Annotated in this window: 20 protein-coding genes, 1 tRNA gene and 1 other RNA gene; 5 read left to right on the top strand and 17 right to left on the bottom strand. The window is 68.0% G+C overall.

The window, feature by feature from the left end; translation table 11 throughout:
• Positions 1 to 16: 16 nt before the first annotated feature.
• From mtrA to ABD089_RS09140, 4 genes are all read right to left on the bottom strand, one after another.
• The gene (mtrA, locus tag ABD089_RS09155; protein WP_343886034.1) at positions 17 to 748 is read right to left on the bottom strand and encodes an MtrAB system response regulator MtrA; all 732 of its coding nucleotides are present in this window, start codon (positions 746 to 748) and stop codon (positions 17 to 19) included.
• A 134-nt stretch (positions 749 to 882) separates the two neighbouring features.
• Entirely contained in the window at positions 883 to 1,443 is a 561-nt protein-coding gene (locus ABD089_RS09150; RefSeq protein WP_343886033.1) for a YqgE/AlgH family protein, read from the bottom strand.
• Between the two features lie 196 nt (positions 1,444 to 1,639).
• Positions 1,640 to 2,008, bottom strand: a transfer-messenger RNA (tmRNA) gene (ssrA, locus tag ABD089_RS09145).
• A gap of 134 nt (positions 2,009 to 2,142) precedes the next feature.
• The gene (locus ABD089_RS09140) at positions 2,143 to 2,781 is read right to left on the bottom strand and encodes a DUF1707 and DUF4870 domain-containing protein (protein WP_343886032.1); all 639 of its coding nucleotides are present in this window, start codon (positions 2,779 to 2,781) and stop codon (positions 2,143 to 2,145) included.
• A gap of 53 nt (positions 2,782 to 2,834) precedes the next feature.
• Between ABD089_RS09140 and ABD089_RS09135 the strand changes: the two genes are divergently transcribed.
• Positions 2,835 to 3,206, top strand: a complete 372-nt coding sequence (locus tag ABD089_RS09135; RefSeq protein ID WP_343886070.1) for an FKBP-type peptidyl-prolyl cis-trans isomerase — start codon at positions 2,835 to 2,837, stop codon at positions 3,204 to 3,206.
• A gap of 12 nt (positions 3,207 to 3,218) precedes the next feature.
• Here ABD089_RS09135 and ABD089_RS09130 read toward each other — a convergent pair whose 3' ends face one another.
• The 7 genes from ABD089_RS09130 to prfB form a co-directional block, all read right to left on the bottom strand.
• A complete protein-coding gene (locus ABD089_RS09130; protein ID WP_343886031.1) occupies positions 3,219 to 4,520 on the bottom strand; it encodes a glycosyltransferase in 1,302 nt (433 codons plus the stop codon).
• Positions 4,471 to 6,324, bottom strand: a complete 1,854-nt coding sequence (locus ABD089_RS09125; RefSeq protein WP_343886030.1) for a DUF2207 domain-containing protein — start codon at positions 6,322 to 6,324, stop codon at positions 4,471 to 4,473. Before ABD089_RS09125 ends, ABD089_RS09130 begins: the two co-directional genes overlap by 50 nt.
• Entirely contained in the window at positions 6,324 to 6,800 is a 477-nt protein-coding gene (smpB, locus tag ABD089_RS09120; protein WP_343886029.1) for an SsrA-binding protein SmpB, read from the bottom strand. Before smpB ends, ABD089_RS09125 begins: the two co-directional genes overlap by 1 nt.
• A 149-nt stretch (positions 6,801 to 6,949) precedes the next feature.
• Positions 6,950 to 8,449 (bottom strand): peptidoglycan DD-metalloendopeptidase family protein, encoded by a 1,500-nt coding sequence (locus ABD089_RS09115; RefSeq protein WP_343886028.1) that lies wholly within the window; start codon positions 8,447 to 8,449, stop codon positions 6,950 to 6,952.
• 41 nt (positions 8,450 to 8,490) lie between these two features.
• Positions 8,491 to 9,396 (bottom strand): permease-like cell division protein FtsX, encoded by a 906-nt coding sequence (ftsX, locus tag ABD089_RS09110; RefSeq protein WP_343886027.1) that lies wholly within the window; start codon positions 9,394 to 9,396, stop codon positions 8,491 to 8,493.
• A 23-nt stretch (positions 9,397 to 9,419) separates the two neighbouring features.
• Positions 9,420 to 10,106 carry a cell division ATP-binding protein FtsE gene (gene ftsE, locus ABD089_RS09105; RefSeq protein ID WP_343886025.1) on the bottom strand — a complete coding sequence of 229 codons (687 nt, stop codon included), beginning with the start codon at positions 10,104 to 10,106 and terminating at the stop codon, positions 9,420 to 9,422.
• Between the two features lie 180 nt (positions 10,107 to 10,286).
• Positions 10,287 to 11,396, bottom strand: coding sequence for a peptide chain release factor 2 (prfB, locus tag ABD089_RS09100; protein ID WP_343886024.1), 1,110 nt, complete (start codon positions 11,394 to 11,396; stop codon positions 10,287 to 10,289).
• An 85-nt stretch (positions 11,397 to 11,481) separates the two neighbouring features.
• On the opposite strand from prfB, the gene ABD089_RS09095 reads away from it, so the two are divergent.
• Positions 11,482 to 11,943: a GatB/YqeY domain-containing protein gene (locus ABD089_RS09095; protein WP_343886023.1), complete on the top strand. Its 462-nt coding sequence runs from the start codon at positions 11,482 to 11,484 to the stop codon at positions 11,941 to 11,943.
• A gap of 20 nt (positions 11,944 to 11,963) precedes the next feature.
• Here ABD089_RS09095 and ABD089_RS09090 read toward each other — a convergent pair.
• Both ABD089_RS09090 and ABD089_RS09085 read right to left on the bottom strand, forming a co-directional pair.
• A tRNA-Val gene (locus ABD089_RS09090) sits at positions 11,964 to 12,037 on the bottom strand.
• 130 nt (positions 12,038 to 12,167) lie between these two features.
• Positions 12,168 to 13,649 (bottom strand): hypothetical protein, encoded by a 1,482-nt coding sequence (locus ABD089_RS09085; RefSeq protein ID WP_343886022.1) that lies wholly within the window; start codon positions 13,647 to 13,649, stop codon positions 12,168 to 12,170.
• Between the two features lie 261 nt (positions 13,650 to 13,910).
• On the opposite strand from ABD089_RS09085, the gene ABD089_RS09080 reads away from it, so the two are divergent.
• Both ABD089_RS09080 and ABD089_RS09075 read left to right on the top strand, forming a co-directional pair.
• Entirely contained in the window at positions 13,911 to 15,434 is a 1,524-nt protein-coding gene (locus tag ABD089_RS09080) for a catalase (protein WP_386769098.1), read from the top strand.
• A 146-nt stretch (positions 15,435 to 15,580) separates the two neighbouring features.
• A complete protein-coding gene (locus ABD089_RS09075) occupies positions 15,581 to 17,536 on the top strand; it encodes an APC family permease (protein WP_343886020.1) in 1,956 nt (651 codons plus the stop codon).
• Between the two features lie 141 nt (positions 17,537 to 17,677).
• Here ABD089_RS09075 and mgrA read toward each other — a convergent pair whose 3' ends face one another.
• From mgrA to ABD089_RS09060, 3 genes are read right to left on the bottom strand one after another with little or no spacing between them, the layout of a single operon-like run.
• A complete protein-coding gene (gene mgrA / locus ABD089_RS09070) occupies positions 17,678 to 18,667 on the bottom strand; it encodes an L-glyceraldehyde 3-phosphate reductase (RefSeq protein WP_343886019.1) in 990 nt (329 codons plus the stop codon).
• Between the two features lie 47 nt (positions 18,668 to 18,714).
• On the bottom strand, positions 18,715 to 18,876 hold the full coding sequence (locus ABD089_RS09065; RefSeq protein WP_343886018.1) for a hypothetical protein: 162 nt from the start codon (positions 18,874 to 18,876) through the stop codon (positions 18,715 to 18,717).
• Positions 18,877 to 18,885: 9 nt separating this feature from the next.
• Positions 18,886 to 19,704 (bottom strand): carbon-nitrogen hydrolase family protein, encoded by an 819-nt coding sequence (locus ABD089_RS09060; RefSeq protein WP_343886017.1) that lies wholly within the window; start codon positions 19,702 to 19,704, stop codon positions 18,886 to 18,888.
• A 67-nt stretch (positions 19,705 to 19,771) separates the two neighbouring features.
• On the opposite strand from ABD089_RS09060, the gene ABD089_RS09055 reads away from it, so the two are divergent.
• A complete protein-coding gene (locus tag ABD089_RS09055; protein ID WP_343886069.1) occupies positions 19,772 to 21,568 on the top strand; it encodes an ABC transporter ATP-binding protein in 1,797 nt (598 codons plus the stop codon).
• A gap of 31 nt (positions 21,569 to 21,599) precedes the next feature.
• On the opposite strand, the gene ABD089_RS09050 is transcribed toward ABD089_RS09055, so the two are convergent.
• A complete protein-coding gene (locus ABD089_RS09050) occupies positions 21,600 to 22,013 on the bottom strand; it encodes a DUF3052 domain-containing protein (RefSeq protein WP_343886016.1) in 414 nt (137 codons plus the stop codon).
• Between the last annotated feature and the right edge of the window lie 88 nt (positions 22,014 to 22,101).

The following is a 22,101-nucleotide window of genomic DNA, read 5'->3' as shown; positions in this document are numbered from 1 at the left end:
TGCGGGCCATGGAGGCTCAGGCGCCCTTGCCAAGGTCGCCGGCCCGGTAGCCGATGCCGCGCACGGTGACGACGATCTCGGGCTTCTCGGGATCCTTCTCGATCTTCGAGCGCAGCCGCTGGACGTGGACGTTGACCAGCCGGGTGTCCGCAGCGTGGCGGTATCCCCACACCTGTTCGAGGAGGGTTTCGCGGCTGAAGACCTGGTTGGGGCGGCGGGCGAGAGCCAGCAGCAGGTCGAACTCCAGCGGAGTCAGCGAGATGGGCTGGTCACCCCGGCGCACCTGGTGGCCCTGGATCGAGATCGTCAGGTCACCGATCTGCAGGTTGCCCGTGCCATCCTCGGTCTCGGACGACGAACGACGCAGCCGGGTGCGGATGCGCGCCACGAGTTCCTTGGCCTTGAAGGGCTTGCTCACGTAGTCGTCCGCTCCGGCCTCGAGGCCGACGACGACGTCCATCGTGTCGCTCTTGGCGGTCAGCATGACGATCGGAACACCGGAGAAGGCGCGGATCTCGCGGCAGACGTCGACACCGTCCTTGCCGGGCAGCATCAGGTCGAGCAGCACCAGGTCTGGCTGGGTCTCGCGGAAGGCGGCCACGGCCTTGTCACCACTGCCGCACCAAGAGCTGTCGAAACCTTCCTGGCGAAGGACGATCTGCAGCATCTCGGCGAGCGCGGAGTCGTCGTCAACCACCAGGATGCGATTGCGCCCCCGCGACGACGCGTTGTCGGCGGACTCGGCCATCGCTGCACCTCCCTCTCCCGATGAGTGGACCTTGACCATGGTAACAATCCGATAAACAGGCCCAGCGGACGGCGCGCGGCCAGGACGAGCATGAGCTCAGCAGGAGGTCAGTTCCCGGGCCAGTGCCGCGCGGCTCAATTCGCTTCTGGATCCTCGGACCAGGTTGACATCAGGGCCAGGTCGAAGCCTTGGCGCCGCAGTACCCGGCGCCACAAACCTTCGGTGGACAAGCAGAAGACGTCTTCGTCGAGGCGCCTGACCCGGTGCCAGTCGCCGCGCAGCAGCTCGCCCTCGAGCTGGCCCGCCTCCCAGCCGGCATAGCCGGCAAAGATGCGCAGGTCGGCGTAGGCACCGCGGGCGATCTCGGTGGGCGTGTCGAGGTGGAGCAGGCCGAGATCGTCGTGGATGCGACGCCAACCGGGCGGGTCCTCGGTGGGGTTGGCGAGCTTGGCGAGGCACACGGCGCCGTTCTGGCTCACCGGACCGCCCTCGAAGAGCACCTGCGGTGCGCTGGTCAGCTCGCTCCAGCCCGGCAGCACGTCGTCCAGGTCGGCGTCGGCGATGCGGTTGAGCACCACCCCCAGCGCCCCGGAGCCGTCGCAGTCGAGCAGCAGGACCACACTCTGGCCGAAATAGCCGCCACCCATGCCGACGTCCGCCACGAGCAGCTCGCCCGCGCGGGGTCGGTTGGTCATCTGCACCCCCACAGTCTGGCACGCGCCGTCAACGCCGCCCGTGGACGACGAACGCCCCGCGAGCACGGGCGGCGTTGAGGGTCCCGGGGCGGCGTTGGGGGGAAGGAGCTGGACGCAGTGACCCCTTGGACAGGCTTGAGGACGGGCGCGGACATGACAAGGGCCCCCGGACCGAAGTCCGAGGGCCCTGCACAAGGGGTGGAGGTGGCGGGAATTGAACCCGCGTCCTCAAGAGGCGAACCAGGTCTTCTCCGGGCGCAGCTGAGGTTGACGTTTTCTCGGCCCCCACGCTCTCTTCAGCACGTCGTGGACAGGCCCAGTAGCAGTTAAGTCCCGATCAACCCCTGCCACGCAGGTTGATCAGCAAGCCTTCTGGATGAGGCCAGTTACCGGACCGAAGGCGGAGTCCGGGCTGACCCTTCGGTCACTGCTCAGGCAGCGAGAGCGAAGTCTGCGCGATTGGTGTCGGCAGTTATTGGTTTCCAAGGAACATTTACGTGTTGACCATGGATTCACGGCCCGCTTCCCCTGGGACTACCGTCCCAAGTCGAAACCAGTCACCCCCCTGTTGAGTTGTCAACGCCGACCGGGGCCGGTGTTCACCGGCGGACGCACCAACATCCACCGTTCGTACAACACTACCGCTGAAGGTCTTGTTCCCCCAAGTGAATAGTTGGCCAGTGGTTCGTGGGCAGACGCTCAGCGTCGCAGCGCAGGAGTGGAAGCGTGCTGTCCCTTGGCTCCGTCCTCGCGCGCCACTTGCAGCGGCAGGACGCGCTGCACCGGGTTGCGCCAAGCGATGCCTCGGTGGGCCTTGAGGCCGCCCACGACGGTGGACCCGAGCCAGCCCAGAGCCACGACGAACATGAGATAGCCCTCGAGGAACTCAGGCGCCAACATGGCGGCCACGGACAGCAACAGGAAGAGCAACTGCAGGTTCACCGCCTTCGCGGCCTCCTTGCGGGCGAAGGAACGGGCGGGGCTCACGGCGTAGACCACCGCGGGGCCAAGGACCCAGGTCGCCAGGGCGCTCCAGTGGGCGACGGCAGCCATCGTCCGTCCGGTTCGCCCCTGGGCAGAGGTGTCCAGCAGCGGTTTGCGCGCGACGGGGACGACCGGGATGTTCGCCAGGCCGACGAAGGCCTGGTTCAGCTCGGCGCGGTTGGTCGCCACGAGGACGAGGTGCAGGCGCTCGTCGAACTCGTACTTGGCCAGCCGCCCCTGCGCGTAGGCGTGTTGGAGGTAGTCGACGCTGCGATCGCGCTGCTCGTCGGTCAGCTGCAGCGCCAGGGTGGGATGTGCGAAGGCCTGGCCAGGGAACGGGGAGGGAGTGCCCATACATCCATTGTGCCTCGCACTGGGAGCGCGCCGTTAGGGTGGAACCCATGAACATGCCTGAGAAGCCCGAAGTCGACTTCCCCGAGGGCCCCGCGCCCACCGAGCTGCAGATCAGCGACATCACCGTCGGTGACGGTGCCGAGGCCCTGCCCGGCAGCCTGGTCGCCGTGCACTATGTCGGCGTCGCCTACTCCAGCGGGGAGGAGTTCGACTCCTCCTACGGCCGTGGCGAGCCCATCCAGTTCCCGCTCGGTGGTGGCCGTGTCATCGCCGGCTGGGACCAGGGCATCGCCGGGATGAAGGTCGGCGGCCGTCGCAAGCTCGTCATCCCCGCGAACCTCGCCTACGGCGATCGTGGTGCCGGCGGCGTGATCGCCCCCGGGGAGACGCTGATCTTTGTCTGCGACCTGATGGGCGTCCGCTGACCTGAGCCGTCCCTAGAGCACCACCCGAGCGCGGGTCAGGGCGTCCACTGCGGCGTCCGGCCCGCGCTCGTCGCGCATCCGGGCACCGATCAAGGCCGCGCGCTCGCGGTACGAGGCCGTCCCCACCAGGGCTTCCAACCGACGGGCCAGGGTGTCGGCGTCCAGACCACGGATCGATACCGGGAAGGGTCCGACGCCCAGCGCGTGTAGTCGCCGCCCGTGCCAGGGCTGGTCGACGCCGAAGGGGACGGCCGTCGACGGCACCCCTGCCCGCAGTCCCTCCTGCGTGGTGCCCGCTCCCCCGTGGTGGACGACGGCGTCCAGTCGCCCGAACAACGACGAGTGGGGCACCGGGCCCACCGCCAACATCCCGTCGCTGACCCGGCCCTGCGCCAAGCCCACGAGCTCGGGCGTCAGCACGCGGACACCACTGAGCGCTGCGGCTTGGGCGACAAGCTTGACGTCCGCCTCCCTGCTGGCGGCGCTGAAGCTCCCCCAGCCCACCCACGCCACGGGCCCCTTTGCAAGGAACCCGGCCAGTTCGCCGCCAGGTGCCCAGTCACGGGCTGGGGCGCCCAGCCAGCCCGTCTGCACGACCCCGTCGGGCCAGTCGTCGGCCGGTGGGACGAGCACCGGGCTGGCCGCGACCAGCGTCGGCCAGCGGTCCGCGCGGTGCATCTCGGCGCGCGGTGACACCCGTCCCAGGCCGAGTCGCGAGCGCAGCCGGACACCGATGGGGTGGCCCAGTTCGCTGGCCACCAGCCAGTTCAGCCGGACGCCCATCCGGTTCCATGCCCTGCTTGGGGTGAACCACTCGTCGAAGTAGTGACTGCTCGGGCGCAGGGTGGGTACCTGGCCGGTGAAGACCACCGTCGCCATCCGGGTGTGGCGGGCCTCGACAAGGGCCAGCGCAGCAGAACGTCCGAGCACGCCGGTCACCACCGCGTCACCAGGACGGACACACCGACCGAGCACCTCCGAGACCGGGCCCGCCAGCTGCCGCACCCAGTGCACCAACAGCGCTGCCTGACCAACGCTCCCACGGCTCAGCACCTGCCCGATGGGTCCGCGGGCTGAGACCAGGGCGTCGTCGACCGATCCGTCCACGCCGACGAACTCGGCCCCCAGTTCGGCACACACCTGTTTGGCGTCGTGCAGTGCGATGACGACCGCCCGGTGGCCCCGATCCGTCAGGCGCCGCGCCAGCACGGCCATCGGCTGTACGTCACCGCGCGAGCCGAGGGCCAACAGCCAGGTGGTCGCCTCACCAGGAGTCGATGCCGCCGCCACCGCCGCCACCACCGGAGAATCCACCGCCGCCACCGAAGGACGAACCGCCGCCCCAGCCCGAACCGCTCGAGCCACCGAAGCTCGGCATCTCCTGCACCGGCGGGGCCGCAGAATGGTTGATGGTCGACAGGGCGTCGTTCCAGACGTAGAAGTTCCAGTTCGAGTACGGGCCGTAGTACCAGACCGGCGGCTCTGCGCTCAGGCGCCCCATCCGCACCAGCTGGGCGCACAGGTCGGCCCACCGCTCCGCCAGCCCGAAGACGATCGCCCAGGGGAGGTACTTGGAGAAGATGTCCTCACCCTCCTCGAAGCGCAGTTGGTCGGCCTCGGCGGTCTCGATGTAGGTGCGGAATCCCTCGACCTGGTCGGTGTACGCGCGACCGACGCCGGAACGCTGACCGCGGCTCATCCGGGAGCGCACCACCACCGCGGTGAAGATGATCGGCACCAGTGGCAGCAAGAGCCACAGCCACGCCGAGCTGAAGCCCATCATCGCGAAGGCGAGGAAGGGGATGCCGACGATGCCGCTGAACCCGCAGCCGGTCTTCGCCGAGCTGGGCAGGTCGGTGAACCAGCCCTGCCGGGCCACCTGATTGCGCACCGACAGCACGAGACCCTGGTGGGCGTAGAGCATGCTCCCCCGCTGCGACAGGTCCACCTCATCGGTGGAGCCGAACAGGCGCTGCAACAGCACCTGTTCGTGGGGCGCGGTGGCGAGGGCGGGGTTGATGAGCTTGGCGTAGGCACTGCCCGGTTCACTGCCCAGCTTGATGGCGCCGCGCACCGCCAGGTCGACCAGCGTCGCGGTGGTCTCCGTGGTGTCGATCACGCCGTCCACCAGCAGTCCCGCCTCGGCGACCGAAATCCTGGGCGGTGCGAAGGCGACCGGTACCTCCACCGGGCCCGAGTGCTTCTCGGTGGCTGGCTGCCCCTGCGCGGGCAGGACGCCGGGAGGCAGGCCCTGGAAGCGCAGGTCGCGGCCATGGCGGCGCCAGTATGCGAGCCCGGCCAGCGGCGCCAGCACCAGCGACAGTGCTCCGGCTCCGAGTCCGCCCAACTTGATCAACTGTTCGGCGGCGTCGGCGCGGGTGACCAGGTGCGGGGTGGCGTTGGCGACCTTGGACTTGTCGAGCTTGGCGCCGACGGTGAACAACCACGTCGCCGGCTTGCCGTCCTGGGTGTAGGTGGCGATGCCGTTGGTGACCTTCGCGCTGGTGCAGGGGGTCGTCGACTGCACGGGGCCGGCATAGCAGTTCGCCTGCTGCACCCCGCCCGCCGCGGTCACGGTCACCTTGGCCTGGCTGACCTGCTTGGTCTCGCCGCTCAGGGCGTCCCAGTAGAACTCGGCATAGTCGGACGACGACCGAAGCGCCCCGCCGATGCGGTAGCGGATCGTGTAGCTGGCCGTCGCAGTGGTGATGACCCGGTTGGCATCACCCACTCGGATCACCAAGAAGGCGTCGCGGCCCTGGTCGTCGTCCATGGTGGTGAATTTGGCGGACGCGTTCGTGCTCGACACCGTGATGTTGGAGATGTCGTAGACGGCGTCCTGCTTGTCGTCCCAGCGCTCGCGCACCGTCAGGAAGCGCTGGATGCCGTGCCGCCCGGACGTCGACCCGAAGCGGTAGACGAGGTTCTCGGTGGCATCCACGGTGCCGTCGGCGTTGACGACGTAGTCGATGTTCCACGAGTCGATCCGGTCGTCGGCGGCCCAGGCATTCTGCGGCCACAGCACGCCGATCATCGCGAGGACGAAGGAGGCGCAGACCAACAGGGCCCGATGACCCGCCCGGGAGGTGCGCACCGGCCGGACGCCCACCGAACTCATCAACGGCCCCGCCGCTGGCGTTCGGCGAGGTCACGCTGCATGTCGCGGTTGAGGTCGCGCTCGCGGATGGTATCGCGCTTGTCCCAGTCCTTCTTGCCCGTGGCCACGGCGATCTCCACCTTGGCGTAGCCGTCGTTGAAGTAGACCTTGAGCGGCACCAGCGTCCTACCGCTGTTCGAGATCTCCCGCTCGATCTTGTCGATCTCGCGGCGGTGCAACAGCAGCTTGCGGTTGCGCTTGGCTGCATGGTTGGTCCAGGTGCCGAAGGCGTACTCGGGGATGTTGGCCTGGCGCAGCCAGACCTCCCCGTCGTCCACCGTGGCGAAGGCATCGACGAGCGAACAACGACCATTGCGCAGGCTCTTCACCTCGGTGCCGGTGAGCACCAGGCCAGCCTCGTAGGTGGTGCCGATGTGGTACTCGTGCAGCGCCTTCTTGTTCTGGGCGATCAGCTTGCGGCCCTTTTCGCGAGGCACTGGTGCTCCTTCATGGATCGGATGGGCGAGCACGCGCAGATGCGACGCGGCTCCCCCACCAGCCTAGCTTGGGCCGAAGGAGGAGCCGCAGTGGATTTTCCCGCGCCGCCGAACCCCGTGACGCTGGGCCGAGTCGGTCGACGAGCGGGTCAGAACCAGTTCATCGGATTCACCACCGAGCCGTCCTGCCACACCATCAGGTGCAGGTGGCAGCCGGTGGAGTAGCCGGTCGTACCGACGTAGCCGATGACCTGACCGGCGCTGACGTGCTGTCCGGGGCTGACGACGTAACGGATCGCGTGGTTGTAGCCGGTGGTCAGGTAGTGCCCCCCGACAAGCCCGTGGTCGATCATCAGGCGGTTGCCATAGCCGGCGTTGTAGTAGGCCTCGGTGACGACGCCGGCGCGGGGCGCGCGCATCACGGCACCGCAGGAGGCGCCGAAATCGGTGCCGTCGTGCAGCTTCCAGTAGTGCAGCACGGGGTGGAAGCGTTGACCATAGGACGAGGTGATGGGCGCGTTGACCGGGTAGTTGAAGTAGCTGGACGCCGCGGCCTGGGTGGAGCTGGCCGAGGTGGTCTCGACCTTGCTGGCGGCGGTGGCAGCGCGCGCGGCGGCCCGGCTGGCGGCCTGGGCCTTGGCCGTTGCGTCGGCGGCCCTTCGCGCCTTCGCCACGGCAGCCTCACGAGCGAGCCGGGCGGCCTCCGCCTTGACCTTGGCTGCTGCTGCGGCACGGGCTCGGCGCTCGGCCTCGGCCTTCTTGCGGGCGCGTTCGGCGGCAGCCTTCTGGGCGGCGATCCGCTGCGCGATGCGCTTGGCGACGGCCTTGTTGTCCGCGTCCAGGGCCTGCTGGCGCGACTTCTCGGCATCGAGCTTCTGCACGGCAGCCGCACTGGCCTGCTCATTGGCGGCGACCATCTCGCCGACCGAGGCCGCGGCATCGTCGGCGGCGGCCTCGGCAGCCCGGGTGCGCACCAGCTGCGCGGCGGCGGCCTGCTTGCGCGCCTCGACGGCCTGCTTGGCGCCCTCGGCGGCCTGCTGCGCGTCCTGGAGCTTGAGCTGGAGTTCGGTCAACCGGTCCATCTGGGCCTGGGTGGAGTTGAAGATGGTGGTCGACCACTGGACGTGCTCGTTGACGTCCCCGGTGCCGCCGGCCGCCTGGGTGAAGGCAGCCAGGCCGAGCAGCTCGGTGTTCTGCTGGTGGGTCTCGCGCACCGACGCCCCGATCAGGGCCACCTCGGCGTCCAGCGCCCTCTGGTTTGCGGCGACCTTGCGCTGGGCCTCGGCGAGCGCTGCGCGCGCCTTGGCCACCTCACCGGCGAGGCGGTCATCCTCGGCCTGGGCCTGGGCGCGCACCTGCTGGGCCTGCGCCAGAACGGCGCGGGCACCATCGAGGGCGACCTTGGACTGCTGGAGCTCGGCGCTGGCCTGGTCGAGTTCGTCCTCGAACTCGTGCACATTGGCGCTGGACTGGGCGAGCTCCTGTCGCAAGCGGGCCTGCTGGTCGGTGAGGGCGTCGGCGTTGGCGGTGGGGGCAACGCCGAGCACCAGCGCGGCAGCGGCAAGGCCGGCGATGGCGCTGTGGGCCAGCGGACGGATCGCGGCGCGGCGATGCGCCAGCTGCCCGTTGGGGAAGACGTCGGTGTTCACGCGGATCTCGGCTTTCCGTACCCGGGACCCTGAACGACGGCTCAGACTCTCAGGTACTTCTTGGTTGCGAAGAGCGTGGGCAGAATAGACAGCACCAGCCCCACCACCACAACCCCAACCATGGCCAACCCCGCGTGGTGCCACGTGATCCACCGTAAAGCCTGAATCGAGGGTTGAGCATTCTTGACGATCACCCACCAATAGCCGGCCGCCAGCGTTCCGCAGGCAAGAGCGGTGCCGATGACGCCCGCCACCAGGCTCTCCAGCAGGAAGGGCAGCATGATGTAGATGTTGGAGGCGCCAACCAGCCGCATGATCCCCAGTTCCCGTCGACGGCCGAAGGCGGCCATCCGGATCGTGTTGGAGATCTGCAATGCGGCCGCGACGAGCAGCAGCCCGGACAGACCGATCGTCGCCCACTTGAGGGCGTTCAGCCACCCGAAGATCGGGTCCAGGACGGTGTGCAGGTCCTGGACCGCCTGCACACCCGGCATGGCGCGCACCATGGTCACGACGTCCTGGTACTCCTGCGGATTGCGCAGTTTGATGCGGAAGGAGTCCTGCATCTGGCTCTCGGAGAGGGTCTCCAGCACCGGTGAGTCGCTGTAGGCCTCCTTGAAGTCGGCGTAGGCCTCCGCCTTGGACTCGTAGTAGACCGGCACCTGGACCTGCGGGTGGTTCTCCAGCGCCTTGCGGATGGCGTCCTTCTGGGGCTGGGTGGTCGCCTGCCCGGTGGTGCACGTGCCGCCGGTGGACTCGTCCACGCACAGGAAGACCGAGATCTCGATCTTGTCGTACCAGCGGCCCTTGATCAGGTCGACCTGCTGGGTGGTCATCAGGCCGGCGCCGAAGAGCGCGAGCGAGACCCACATGGTGACGATCACCGACAGGGTCATGGACAGATTGCGTCGCAGACCCGACCAGGTCTCGCGGAAGGTGTGGCGCATGATGTGGGGTTCCTGTTCCTGGCTCAGTGTCCGCCGTAGACGCCCTGGACCTGGTCGCGGACGACCTGTCCGTGGTCCAGTTCGACGACGCGGCGGCGCATCTGGTCGACGATGCTCGCGTCGTGGGTTGCCATCACCACCGTGGTGCCTGACTTGTTGATGCGGTCGAGCAGCTTCATGATGCCGACGCTGGTGGCGGGGTCGAGGTTGCCGGTGGGTTCGTCGGCCAGCATGATCGCCGGACGGTTGACATAGGCGCGCGCGATGGCGACGCGCTGCTGCTCACCGCCCGAAAGTTCCTCGGGCAGTCGATCGCCCTTGGTGCCGAGCCCGACCAGGTCGAGCGTCTGCGGGACGACCTGGTTGATCTCCTTGGTGGCGCGTCCGGTGACCTGCATCGCGAAGGCGACGTTCTCGTGGACGGTCTTGCCCGGGAGCAGCCGGAAGTCCTGGAAGACGGTCCCGACCTGGCGACGCAGGCCCGGCACCTTCCAGCCACGCAACCGTCCGACGTCCTTGCCCAGGACGACGACCGAACCGCTGGTGGGCCGGTACTCGCGCAGGACGAGGCGCATGAAGGTCGACTTGCCGGAGCCGGACTGGCCGACCAGGAAGACGAACTCGCCGGGGTCGATGGAGACGTTGACATTTCGCAGCGCGGGCTGGCTGCGGCCGTCGTAGACCATGGTGACGTCGGTGAAGGTGATCACGAGAACCTCGGGCCGGTACTTGGGGAAGGCGCTGAGGATTCTCAGCCCGGCTCGCTCGGGAGTCTAGGTCTCAAGCCGCCCCAACCGCGGCGCCACGCCTGGCCGGGCGCAGATTCACAGCCCGAGCATTCACAGCCCGAGCATTCACAGCCCGAGCGTCGGCGCGTCGTGAGTGTGCGCTCAGTCCTCGTGGGACTGCATGCGCCAGCGGATGCCGGCGTCGATGAAGCCGTCGATGTCGCCGTCGAAGACCGCGTCGGGGTTTCCGACCTCATAGTTGGTCCGGAGGTCCTTGACCATCTGGTATGGATTCAGCACGTAGGAGCGCATCTGGTCACCCCAGCTCGCCTTCACGTCTCCGGCGAGCTCCTTCTTCTTCGCGTCCTCTTCCTGCTTCTTCAGCAGCAGCAGGCGCGACTGGAGCACGCGCATGGCGGCGGCGCGGTTCTGGATCTGGCTCTTCTCGTCCTGCATCGAGACCACCAGGCCGGTGGGGAGGTGGGTGATGCGGACGGCGGAGTCGGTGGTGTTCACGCTCTGGCCACCGGGGCCGGAGCTGCGGAAGACGTCGACGCGGATGTCGGACTCGGGGACGTCGATGTGGTCGGTGTCCTCGATCAGCGGGATCACCTCGACGGCGGCGAAGGAGGTCTGGCGGCGCCCCTGGTTGTCGAAGGGCGAGATGCGGACGAGGCGGTGGGTGCCACCCTCGACCGAGAGGGTGCCGTAGGCGAAGGGGGCGCTCACCTCGAAGGTGACGGACTTGAGGCCAGCCTCTTCCGCATAGGAGGTGTCCATCACCTTGGTGGCGTAACCGTGGCGCTCAGCCCAACGCAGGTACATGCGCAGCAGCATCTCGGCGAAGTCGGCGGCGTCGACGCCACCGGCACCGGAACGAATGGACACCACGGCATCGCGCTCGTCGTACTCCCCCGACAGCAGGGTGCGGACCTCGAGGCCCTCGATCTCGGTGCGCAGGCGGGCGACCTCCGACTCGGCCTCGGCAGCAGTCTCAGCGTCGGACTCCTCGCGGGCCATCTCGACCAGCGTGGCGGCGTCGTCCAGCCGCGCATGCAGGCCGGTCAGTCGCTCGATGTCTGACTGGAGGCGGGACAGGCGGGAGGTCACGCGCTGGGCATTGGCCTGGTCGTCCCACAGGTTGGGCGCGGCGACCTGCTGCTCGAGGTCGGCGATCTCGGCCTTCTTGCTCTCCGGGTCGAGGACGGCCTCGATCTGGGAGAGCTTCTTCTCGAGGTCGGCGATGTCATCGGTCAGGTCTTGGAGAGCCACGATCGACCATTCTACCTGTGGGAAGCTGGGTGCTGCACTCGATGCGGCTCTCGATTGCCGCGACCGACCAGAAGGGCAGGCGACCATGGGCGCGCTCAAGGACCAGTTGAAGACCGACCTCGTGGCGGCCATGAAGGCGCACGACGAAGCGGCGAAGAGCAACCTGCGGATGGCCATCGCAGCGATCGGCACCGAAGAGGTGGCCGGCGCCAGCGCCCGGGAGCTCACCGACGCCGAGGAACTGGCGGTGGTGACCAAGGAGGTCAGCAAGCGTCGCGACTCCGCCGAGGCCTACACCCAGGGCAACCGTCCCGAACTGGCTGCCAAGGAGACCGCAGAGGCCGAGTTCCTGGCGAAGTACCTGCCCGCTCCCCTGTCGTCCGAGGAACTGCAGCAGATCGTGGACGAGGAAATTGCCGCCGCGACCGCCGATGCCGAGAAGAGCCCGCGCCTCATGGGCCAGGTGATCAAGGCCGTCAACGCCCGCGCGAATGGCCGGGCCGACGGCAAGACCGTCGCCGGGCTGGTGAAGGCTGCTCTCGCCTGACGAAAGAGCCAGTCATTGGGTGGGCGCAGAGGGACTCGAACCCCCGACTCCCTGCTTGTAAGGCAGGTGCTCTAACCAACTGAGCTATGCGCCCGGTGCCCCGACACCCTATCGCCTCGGCCGCACGATCTGGGACTGGCGGCGAGCAGGCGAGCACCCATGACGGCATGCCGATCGGGCGACTCCCGTGGAGGGGATCGCCTCATCGGCATTCCGAGGTGTTGTCAGGCGGTGCTTGCGACGTCGTCCCACTTCAGCCGCATCACCGGGGGCCCCTGCGGCGGCCCGCCCCTGGTGGGGTCGTGGAGTTCCAAACTGAGGCTCGGGGTGACCAAGTAGACGAACCCCTCCGGGGATCGCCACAGGTAACAACCCGGGGCGACTTGCTCGACGCGCCAACGTCCGTGCGTCTTCGCACGATGGACCCGCCGGCCGAGGGGTCCGAGGTTGTCGGGCCGAGTCTGACCCGGTGTCCCGTCGTGGTCGAAGGGGACGGTGTGGTCAAAAGGGACGGTGTGGTCCAGGTCGCAGCGGCTGGCCCGCTTGGACGACCACGGGAACACCTCGAAGGGATTCCGATGCTCCACGGTCTCGCGCATCCGATCGGGGACCTCGTAGGAGTCCACCGGGCACAGAGCGGCAGTGTCGAGGACGGGGCGGACACTGATCCTCCGATCACCCAGCAGCTCCTTCAACCAGCCGCCGAGCGCGGGGCCGATGCCCTCGATGCGAGCGATGCCCTGGCCGGTCTTGACGGTGGTGTCGGTGAGGTGGACCACGACCTTCGCGGTGGGGAGCAACTTCTCCGGATCGACGGTGATGGTCCCGCAGGCGTGACCCAGACGGGCCTTGAGTTCGCACGCTGACCCCTCGACAAACCCGGGGAAGGTGGGTTCGTCAAGCAGCGAAGCCTGGAGCATCTGCAGCGCCAGCGCCGGATTCGCCAACATCCCCAACGCGCGGGCGCGGATCCCGTCCTCGGTGTCCTGCACCCCCGCCCGGCGCAGGATCGACGCCAATCGCGCCACCTGCGCTTCAAGATCACGCTGGTCGAGCTTGTCCAAGACGGCGTCCACCCTGCCGAGCAACCCCTCGGAGTCGTCGTCCCGGAAGTCGACGTGCCGACGCTCCCGCTCCGCCGCGCGACGCTCCTCAGCCTGATCCGCGGGCAGGTGCTCCAACACCAGCCCCTTCGCCATCGCCTCCGACCGGGACGCCGGCATCCGCCCATAGACGTCCCGCAGGTCCGCATCGAAGGCCCGGGCACCGTCGAAGTCCAGGTCCCCGGACATGCTCGCGAGCTTCTTCGCCAACCACACCGGAAGGTCACCGGCCATCACCGCCGCCCACGCATACGGCAACCGGTGCAGACAATCAGTCGCCAACGACAACTCAACGTCGACAGCCTCGGGGCGCAGGTGCATCGCCGCCGCCAACTCCAACGACGCGAACTCCGCAACCAACGGTGTCCCGTCCGAACCCGCCGGAACCAGCTGCTCCAGACCCGGCACCACCGGACCCTCACCGCTGGCCGCCGACCACAACACGTCCACCTGCGCCAACAACTCGAACCGCCGCGCCTGGATCGCCCGAAAGGCCTTGTCCGACGCCCGCAACTCGGCCAGGAACTCACGCCGCGTCGCCGGGAAGGCAGACCCGGGAAGCGTCACCGTGTGACCCGCCGAAGGAGTCATCGTCGAACTCATGTGCTAATTCTAGACGTCCCACTGGGCGCCCACAACCCCTTCGACGATATTTGTTCGACGAGCTTCCAAAGGTTTCCGAGATCCGAGAGGTGAGGCATTCTTTCATGTTCCCCACCCATTCGAGCGGGCTAGGCTGGTGGTGCTGGCCCGCACGGGCCTGATCCGTACCTTGTAAGGAGAACGACGATGTCTGAAACCCGCGTCCCGACCGAGGACACCCTCGGCCCGCTGCCGAGCGGAGCACGTCCCACCGGTTCGACCATGTCCAACGGCGCACCTGCCGTCTCGGACCGCAACTCGCTGAGCGTGGGCCCGGACGGGCCGCTGCTGTTGCACGACGTCCACCTCGTCGAGTCCCTCGCCCATTTCAACCGCACCAATGTCCCCGAGCGCCGTCCGCACGCCAAGGGCTCGGGCGCCTTCGGAACCTTCGAGACCACCCAGGACGTCTCCCAGTGGACCAAGGCCGCGCTCTTCCAGCCCGGCGCCAAGACCGACATGCTCGCCCGCTTCTCCACCGTCGCCGGTGAGATGGGATCGCCCGACACCTGGCGCGACGTCCGCGGCTTCTCCCTGAAGTTCTACACCTCCGAGGGCAACTACGACCTCGTGGGCAACAACACCCCCGTCTTCTTCGTCCGTGACCCCATGAAGTTCGCGAATTTCATCGCCTCGCAGAAGCGCCTGCCCGGCAATGGCCTGCGTGACAACAACATGCAGTGGGACTTCTGGTCGCTGAACCCGGAGTCCGCGCACCAGGTCACCTACCTGATGGGCGACCGCGGCATCCCGCGCAGCTACCGCCACATGAACGGCTTCGGCTCGCACACGTACATGTGGGTCAACGCCGCCGGTGAGCGTTTCTGGGTCAAGTACCACTTCCGCAGCCAGCAGGGCGTCCAGGGCCTGTCCAGCGACCGCGCGACCGAGATCGCCGGCGAGGACGCCGACTTCCACCGCCGCGACCTGTGGGACGCCATCGCGCGTGGTGAGTTCCCCCAGTGGAAGCTGTTCGTCCAGGTCATGCCCTACGAGCAGGCCAAGACCTACCGCTTCAACCCCTTCGACCTGACCAAGGTGTGGCCGCACTCGGACTACCCGCTGCACGAAGTCGGCACGATGACCCTGGACAAGAACCCCGCGAACTTCTTCGCCCAGATCGAGCAGGCGGCCTTCTCGCCGTCGAACCTCGTGCCGGGCATCGGGTTCAGCCCGGACAAGATGCTGCTCGGTCGCGTCTTCGCCTACCCCGACGCCGCCCGCGCCCGTATCGGCACCAACTTCGACCAGCTTCCCGTCAACCGTCCCCGAGTGGAGCGCAACTTCTACGCGATCGACGGCAACATGAACTACGAACAGGGCGAGATGGCCGCCGTCTACGCGCCCAACTCGATGGGCCGTTCCTACTCCGACGAGGTCGGACGCGTCGACAACGGCTGGGAGTCGGATGGTGAGATGGTGCGTCAGGCCTACACCCTGCGCTCCGATGACGACGACTTCTCCCAGCCGGGGGCGCTCGTCCGCGAGGTCTTCGACGACGCCCAGCGCGACCGATTCGTCGACAACGTGGCCGGGCACCTGCTCGGTGGCGTGAAGGGTGACGTGCTGGAGCGTGCCTTCGCCTACTGGAAGGCCGTGGACCCGACCTGCGGCGAGCGGATCGAGCAGAAGGTACGAGCGGCGCAGGCCGAGGAGCGCAACCCCGGTGGCGAGGCGGACGAGGCCAAGGGTGACGCCGAGGCCGGCATCATCGTCGAGCCGGCCCCGACCAACGGCACCTACTGAGCCGCCATACCGAGGGTCCACGTGACCACTGAGCAGTCCCCGCGGGGGCGCACCACCTGGTGCGCCCCCGCGGCGCGTCCCGGCTCGAGAACTCGCGGTCGCTGGACGAGTTCGCCGCCACCGGGCGCCCGCCCTACCCTTTTGCGGTGACCGAAGTGAACACCAGCCGCCGTGACGGCCTGCGCAAGTGGTTCCTGCAGCGGGACGACTCCGATGCCGCCGGGTACTACGAGGATCACGACGAAGCCGTCGAGCAGGACCACGTCAAGCCCTGGTACGCCGTGATGTGCCTGACCGGCGTCGACTACTTCTCAACCCTCGGCTACCAGCCGGGCATCGCCGCGCTGGCCGCCGGTTCACTGGCCCCGTTGGCGACGCTGGTGCTGGTGCTGATCACCCTGTTCGGGGCGCTGCCGATGTACCGGCGCGTGGCCAAGGCGTCCCCGCACGGCGACGGCTCGCTGTCGATGCTGGAGAAGCTGCTCTCCTACTGGCCGAGCAAGGTGCTGGTGCTCTCGTTGATCGGCTTCGTGGCCACCGGATTCGTCATCACGATGACCATGTCAGCCGCTGACGCCACCGCCCACCTGGTCGAGAACCCGATGCTGAAGGACGCCCTCGAGGGACAGCAGGTGGCCATCACGCTGGTGCTGCTGACCCTGCTGGCGGCCATCTTCCTCAAGGGTTTCAGCGAGGCGATCGGCGTCGCCGTGGTGCTGGTGATCGCCTACCTGGGCCTGTCGGTCGTCGTGATCGGACGCGGGCTGTTGGAGGTCTCGCGCCATCCCGAACTGTTCGGCCAGTGGCGTGACCTGATGACCGTCCAGCACGGCTCGGTCACCGGGATCGTGCTGGCCTCCATGCTCGTCTTCCCCGCACTGGCGCTGGGTCTGTCCGGGTTCGAGACCGGCGTGGTCGTCATGCCGCTGGTCAAGGGTGATCCGACCGACACCCGGCGCAAGCCGCTGGGTCGCATCCGCAACACCCAGAAGCTGCTGGCCACCGCCGCCGCCATCATGTCCGTGCTGCTGATCGGGTCGTCCCTCGCGACGACGCTGTTGATCCCGGCCGAGGCCTTCCAGCCCGGCGGGGAAGCCAATGGCCGCGCCTTGGCCTACCTGGCACACGAGTTGCTGGGCAATGGCTTCGGGACGGCCTACGACGTCGTCACCATCGCCATCTTGTGGTTCGCGGGGGCCTCGGCGATGGCTGGCCTGCTGAACATCGTCCCCCGCTACCTGCCGCGCTTCGGGATGGCGCCGGACTGGACGCGCGCCGTGCGTCCGCTGGTGGGTGTGCTGTGGGTCATCGCTTCGCTGGTCACAATCCTGTTCAAGGCCAGCGTGGATGACCAGGCCGCCGCCTACGCCACCGGCGTGCTGGCATTGATGACGTCCGCAGCGGTCGCGGTCTTCCTGGCCGCGGTGCGCAAGCGCGAGATCGGGGCCGCCTTCTACTTCGGGATCATCTCACTGATCTTCATCTACACCTTCGTCACCAACATCCTCACCCACCCCGGCGGCCTGTGGATCGCGCTGATCTTCGTCGCGCTGATCATGGCGGTCTCGTTGTGGTCCCGGGCCACCCGGTCGACCGAGCTTCGGGTTCCCGTGGTGCGCTTCGACGAGGGGGCGCAGGCCATGCTCGCTGAAGCGATCGCGAGCCAGCAGCCGGTGCGCTTCCTGGCCAACAAGCCCGGGGCCGGCGACGAGAACGAGTACAACTACAAGGCCCTTGAGGTGCGGCTCGACAACCACATCCCCAACGAGGCCGACGCACTCTTCCTCGAGGCCGTGATCTCGGACGCCTCCGACTTCGAGGCGCCGGTGGACGTCACCTCACGAGTCATCGGACGCCACAAGATCCTGCGTGCCTCCGGGACAGCGGTGCCCAATGTGATCGCGGCCGTGCTGCTGGAGGTCAACCGGCGAACCCCCGAACCCCCCCACTGCTACTTCGAGTGGTCGGAGAAGGGTCCCAGCCAGAACGCGTTGCAGTTCCTGATCTCGGGCGAGGGCGACACTCCCCCACTGGTGCACGAGATCCTGCGCAAGGTGCAGCCCGAGGAGCGCTGGCGCCCCCAGCTGCACGTCGGCGGCTGAGGCTCAGGAGCGTCCCCGGTACCAGTCCCGAACTTCCCACGTGCCGTGTCGGCCCACGACGGCCAAATGAGTCGGACGGTGCCCAGGCACGCGCCAAGGGGGCCGTAATTGGGACCCTGGAGCGTTTTTGACTCCGAGGCGTCAGGCGAGCAGGTCGTCGATGCGGGAGAGCTCGTCGGCGGAGAAGTCCAGCTTGGACAGGGTCTGCAGCGAGTCGGTGAGCTGCTCCGGGCGGCTGGGCGAGATCAGCGTCGAGGTGACACGCTCGTCACGGACCACCCAGGCCAGCGCCATCTGGGCCAGGCTCTGACCGCGACCTCGGGCCAGTTCGTCCAGGCCGCGGATGCGGTCCGACAGCTTCGGATCGGACGCACGCGATGCGAGGTCGCCGTTGCGGGCGGCGCGAGAGTCGTCCGGAATGCCGCCCAGGTAGCGATCGGTGAGCAGACCCTGGGCCAGCGCCGAGAAGGCGATGATGCCCAGGCCCTCCTCGGCGCAGGCGTCGACCAGACCGTCCTCGACCCAGCGGTTCAGCATCGAGTAGGAGGGCTGGTGGATCAGCAGCGGGGTGCCGAGCTCACGGGCGATCTGCGCGGCGTCGCGCGTCTGCGCCGGGTCGTAGGACGAGATGCCGACGTACAGCGCGCGGCCGGAGCGGACGGCCTGGTCGAGCGCCATCATCGTCTCCTCCAGCGGGGTGTCCGCGTCGAAGCGATGGCTGTAGAAGATGTCGACGTAGTCCAGGCCCATTCGCTCCAGCGACTGGTCCAGTGAGGCGAGGACGTACTTGCGAGAGCCGCCACCTTGCCCATAGGGGCCGGGCCACATGTCGTAGCCAGCCTTGGTGGAGATCACCAGCTCGTCGCGGTAAGGGCGCAGGTCTTCGGCGAACAGGCGTCCGAAGTTGCGCTCGGCCTGGCCATACGGCGGGCCATAGTTGTTCGCCAGGTCGAAGTGGGTGATGCCGGCGTCGAAGGCGCCGCGGACGATCGCGCGCTGGCTCTCCCCGGTCGTCAGGTCGCCGAAGTTGTGCCACAGGCCGAGGCTGAGCACGGGTAGCTTCAGGCCCCACCTGCCGCAGCGTCGGTAGGTCATCGAGTCGTAGCGGCCGTCGGCGGCGAGATGGGTCATGGGTCCATCCTGCCAACATCGGCTCCCGCCCAGCACACCCGGTCAGCTCAGGAGGGGTCGCGAGGACGTCCAACGAGCACGGCCAGCACGACGATGGCGACCAGCCCGGACTGCAGCACGAGCTGCGGCATGTCGGTGAAGCGGCAGAACAGCCACCACACCAACGCACCCAGCAGGGCGCCGACGAGCATTCGCGTCATCTTGAGCATGCCGGGAGCCTAGTTGGCTGCCTCATCCCGGCGTCCCCGGACCGGACGGTGGGCCAGCACCGGAACGGACGCTCGCGTACGGGCCACCTGCCCAAGGTCCACGTCCACCACCAACAGCTCCGGATCATCCCCGGCCTCGGCCAGCACCTCGCCCAGCGGGCCGACAACCATCGAGTGCCCCACGCCCAGCGCGCCCTTCCCCGTGGTGAGCGGCTGGTCGACGGCCACCAGCACCGCCTGCGCGTCCATCGCCCGCGAGCGCGCCAGCAGCCGCCACTGCTTCAGCTTTGCGTCACCATCGGCCCAGCTGGCCGGAAGGCAGATGATCTCGGCGCCGGCCCGTCCCAGGGCCGTGAACTGGTCGGCGAAGCGGACGTCATAACAGGTGGCCAGACCGATGGTGGCGCCGGCCACCTCGACGGTGACCAGTCGCTCCCCCGGTTCGATGCGCGCCGATTCCCGGGCGCCCAGCGCATCGAACAGGTGAATCTTGTCGTAGTGCTCGTCCAACCCCATGCCATCGGTGACCAGCACGGTGTTGCGCGCCCGTCCACCCGAACCGGTCGTGAACATGCCGACCACCACGACCACGCCGCACTCCCGCGCGAGCTGCCGGACCCCGGACGCGAAGGGCCCGTCGAGCGATTCGGCGATGGTGCGTGGGTCGACGGCGAGGTTCGCCATCGTCCCCTCCGGCGCGACGACCAGCTGGGCACCCTGCCGGGTCGCCTCGGCGACGGTTTGGCGCAGCAGGCCCAGATTGCGTTGCGGATCAGGCCCGGAACGCAGCTGGGCCAGGGCAATGATCACACCACGAGGTTCGTCCATGGGTTCCATTGTGGGCCAGCTGTGGGGGTGGGGTCTGGCGCACAGCCGCGGCGTAGACTCGTCCGTCGTGCGCAGCCTCGTCCAGATCCTCGCCGCCGTCCGCGAGCTCCGGTGGTACTACATCGGCATCATCATCTGCTCCGTGTTGACAGCCGCGACCGGGATCGCGACCCCCTTCATCATCATGGCGGCGACCGATGAGGTCGTCCGCAGCGTGCAGGGCACCGGACGTGGCGTCACGATCGTCGTCTGGCTGGCCGTGGCGCTCCTGTTCTGCGACCTCGCCAACACCGTGATCACCAATGTCGGCGGCTACCTGGGCGATGCGATGGCGGCGCGACTGCGGGCGCGCCTGTCGGAGCGCTACTACAACAAGCTGCTGCTGCTCCCCCAGCGCTACTTCGACACGGCGCTGACCGGCACGATCATCTCCCGATTGCAGCGCTCGATCACCGAGACCACGCAGTTCCTGCAGAGCGCCAGCAACAACTTCTTCCCGATGATCCTGACGCTGGTCGCCTCGCTGGCCGTCACCGCCTACTACTCGCCGTGGATCGCGCTGCTGCTGCTGGTGATCTTCCCCACCTATACGTGGCTCACCGCGCTGACCAGCAAGAAGTGGCAGCGACTGGAGGGCGAGAAGAACTCCCACGTCGACATCGCGGGTGGACGCTTCGCCGAGGTGGTCGGGCAAATCCGCGTCGTGAAGAGCTTCGTGCAGGAGCGCCGCGAGCTGGCGACCTTCACCCACCACTACGACGCGACGATCGGGCTGACCGAGCAGCAGTCGATCTATTGGCATGCGATGGACTCCGCCCGCCGCGGTGCCATGAACGTCATCTTCTTCGCCATCTACGCCCTGATCTTCGTCCGCACCACGCAGGGTGCCTTCAGCATCGGCGTGATGGTGCTTCTGATCCAGCTGGTCAACCTGGCCAAGCAGCCGGCGATGATGATGAGCTACCTCGTCGACACCTCCCAGCGCGCGATCGCCGGTTCCAAGGACTATTTCAACGTGATGGGCGAGGAACAGGAGCGTCCGGAGCTGGCGCTTCCCGTCGTGGCCGACCGCCGCGAGCTGCCGGCGGACATGGCGATGATCGAGTTCGACGACGTCACCTTCGGCTACGAGGATGGCGAGGACGTGCTGCACGGCGTCAGCTTCAGCGTCGGCCAAGGTGAGCGGGTGGCCTTCGTCGGTGAGTCCGGCGGCGGAAAGACCACGCTGGTCAGCCTGCTGCTGGGGCTCTACGCGCCACGGGCCGGGACGGTGTGCCTCGCGGGCCACGACATCGCCGACACCCCGGCTGAGCTCTTGCGCAGCTCGGTTGGCGTCGTCTTCCAGGACGCCAGCCTGTTCAGCGGGACGATCCGCGAGAACATCGCCTACGCCCGCCCTGACGCCCCCGACCACGAGATCGAGGTCGCGGCCCGTGAGGCCAACGCCGCGGCCTTCATCAAGAACTTCGAGCAGGGCTACGACACCCTGATCGGCGAGCGCGGACTGAGGCTCTCCGGCGGTCAGAAGCAGCGCATCGCCGTGGCCCGGGCCATGCTCAAGGACGCGCCGATCCTGGTGCTCGACGAGGCCACGAGTGCGCTCGACTCCAAGTCGGAGCGACTCGTGCAGGAGGGCCTGGACCGGCTGATGCACGGGCGCACCAGCGTGATCATCGCGCACCGATTGTCGACCATCGCGTCCGTCGACCGGATCATCACCCTGAAGGCCGGACGGGTGGACGAGGTCGGCACCCCCGAGCAACTCGCCACCTCTGGTGGCATCTACGCAGAACTGTTGGCGCTGCAGGAATCCGGATCCAAGCGTGACAAGAAGCGCCTCAAGGAGTTCGGGATCACCGCCTGATCCAGACGGCTCGGGTACGGCGCAGGGCAGGTCAGCCGCGCGCGGCGCCCTTGGGACGGACGACCTTGTGCGCCTGCCAGTCGTCGGCCAGATTGACCGACGAGGTGAGCGACATGCCCGCCGTGGTGCACCCGTCCGCCAAGTCCGCCGGGTCGACATAGCCGGAACGCCCCACCTTGGGTGTCATCAGCCAGATCACCCCATTCGGCGCGAGGTCGGTCATGGAGTCGACGAGGCCATCGGCAACGTCGCCGTCCTCGTCGCGCCACCACAGCAACACCGCGTCGACGGCCTCGAGGGCCTCCTCGACCATGTCGCCATCGATGGCATCCATCACCTGGTCCCGCAAGGACTCGTCCACGTCGGAGTCCCAGCCCAGCTCCTGCACCACCATTCCCCCGGCCAACCCCATCAGGGTGTTTGCCGGAGTGTCGCCTGACTTCATGCGCCCAAGCCTGCCAGATCGGCGGGCCCAGGGAAAAGCGGGGGCGCCCGCCACCCCGGTGGGGTGACGGGCGCCGTCAGCTCGTGTT

The sequence above is a fragment of the Luteococcus sanguinis genome, assembly GCF_039527675.1.
Lineage (GTDB): Bacteria > Actinomycetota > Actinomycetes > Propionibacteriales > Propionibacteriaceae > Luteococcus > Luteococcus sanguinis.
The sequence above is the reverse complement of the archived record's forward strand: the minus strand, read 5'-3'. Positions and strand labels throughout refer to the sequence as shown.

Excerpts from the sequence above, each read along its gene's own strand:
- mtrA (WP_343886034.1), bottom strand. The coding sequence starts at position 748 with ATGGCCGAGTCCGCCGACAACGCGTCGTCGCGGGGGCGCAATCGCATC.
- ABD089_RS09150 (WP_343886033.1), bottom strand. The coding sequence starts at position 1,443 with ATGACCAACCGACCCCGCGCGGGCGAGCTGCTCGTGGCGGACGTCGGC.
- ABD089_RS09140 (WP_343886032.1), bottom strand. The coding sequence starts at position 2,781 with ATGGGCACTCCCTCCCCGTTCCCTGGCCAGGCCTTCGCACATCCCACC.
- ABD089_RS09135 (WP_343886070.1), top strand. The coding sequence starts at position 2,835 with ATGCCTGAGAAGCCCGAAGTCGACTTCCCCGAGGGCCCCGCGCCCACC.
- ABD089_RS09125 (WP_343886030.1), bottom strand. The coding sequence starts at position 6,324 with ATGAGTTCGGTGGGCGTCCGGCCGGTGCGCACCTCCCGGGCGGGTCAT.
- ftsX (WP_343886027.1), bottom strand. The coding sequence starts at position 9,396 with ATGCGCCACACCTTCCGCGAGACCTGGTCGGGTCTGCGACGCAATCTG.
- ABD089_RS09095 (WP_343886023.1), top strand. The coding sequence starts at position 11,482 with ATGGGCGCGCTCAAGGACCAGTTGAAGACCGACCTCGTGGCGGCCATG.
- ABD089_RS09085 (WP_343886022.1), bottom strand. The coding sequence starts at position 13,649 with ATGAGTTCGACGATGACTCCTTCGGCGGGTCACACGGTGACGCTTCCC.
- ABD089_RS09080 (WP_386769098.1), top strand. The coding sequence starts at position 13,911 with ATGTCCAACGGCGCACCTGCCGTCTCGGACCGCAACTCGCTGAGCGTG.
- mgrA (WP_343886019.1), bottom strand. The coding sequence starts at position 18,667 with ATGACCCATCTCGCCGCCGACGGCCGCTACGACTCGATGACCTACCGA.
- ABD089_RS09065 (WP_343886018.1), bottom strand. The coding sequence starts at position 18,876 with ATGCTCAAGATGACGCGAATGCTCGTCGGCGCCCTGCTGGGTGCGTTG.
- ABD089_RS09060 (WP_343886017.1), bottom strand. The coding sequence starts at position 19,704 with ATGGACGAACCTCGTGGTGTGATCATTGCCCTGGCCCAGCTGCGTTCC.
- ABD089_RS09050 (WP_343886016.1), bottom strand. The coding sequence starts at position 22,013 with ATGAAGTCAGGCGACACTCCGGCAAACACCCTGATGGGGTTGGCCGGG.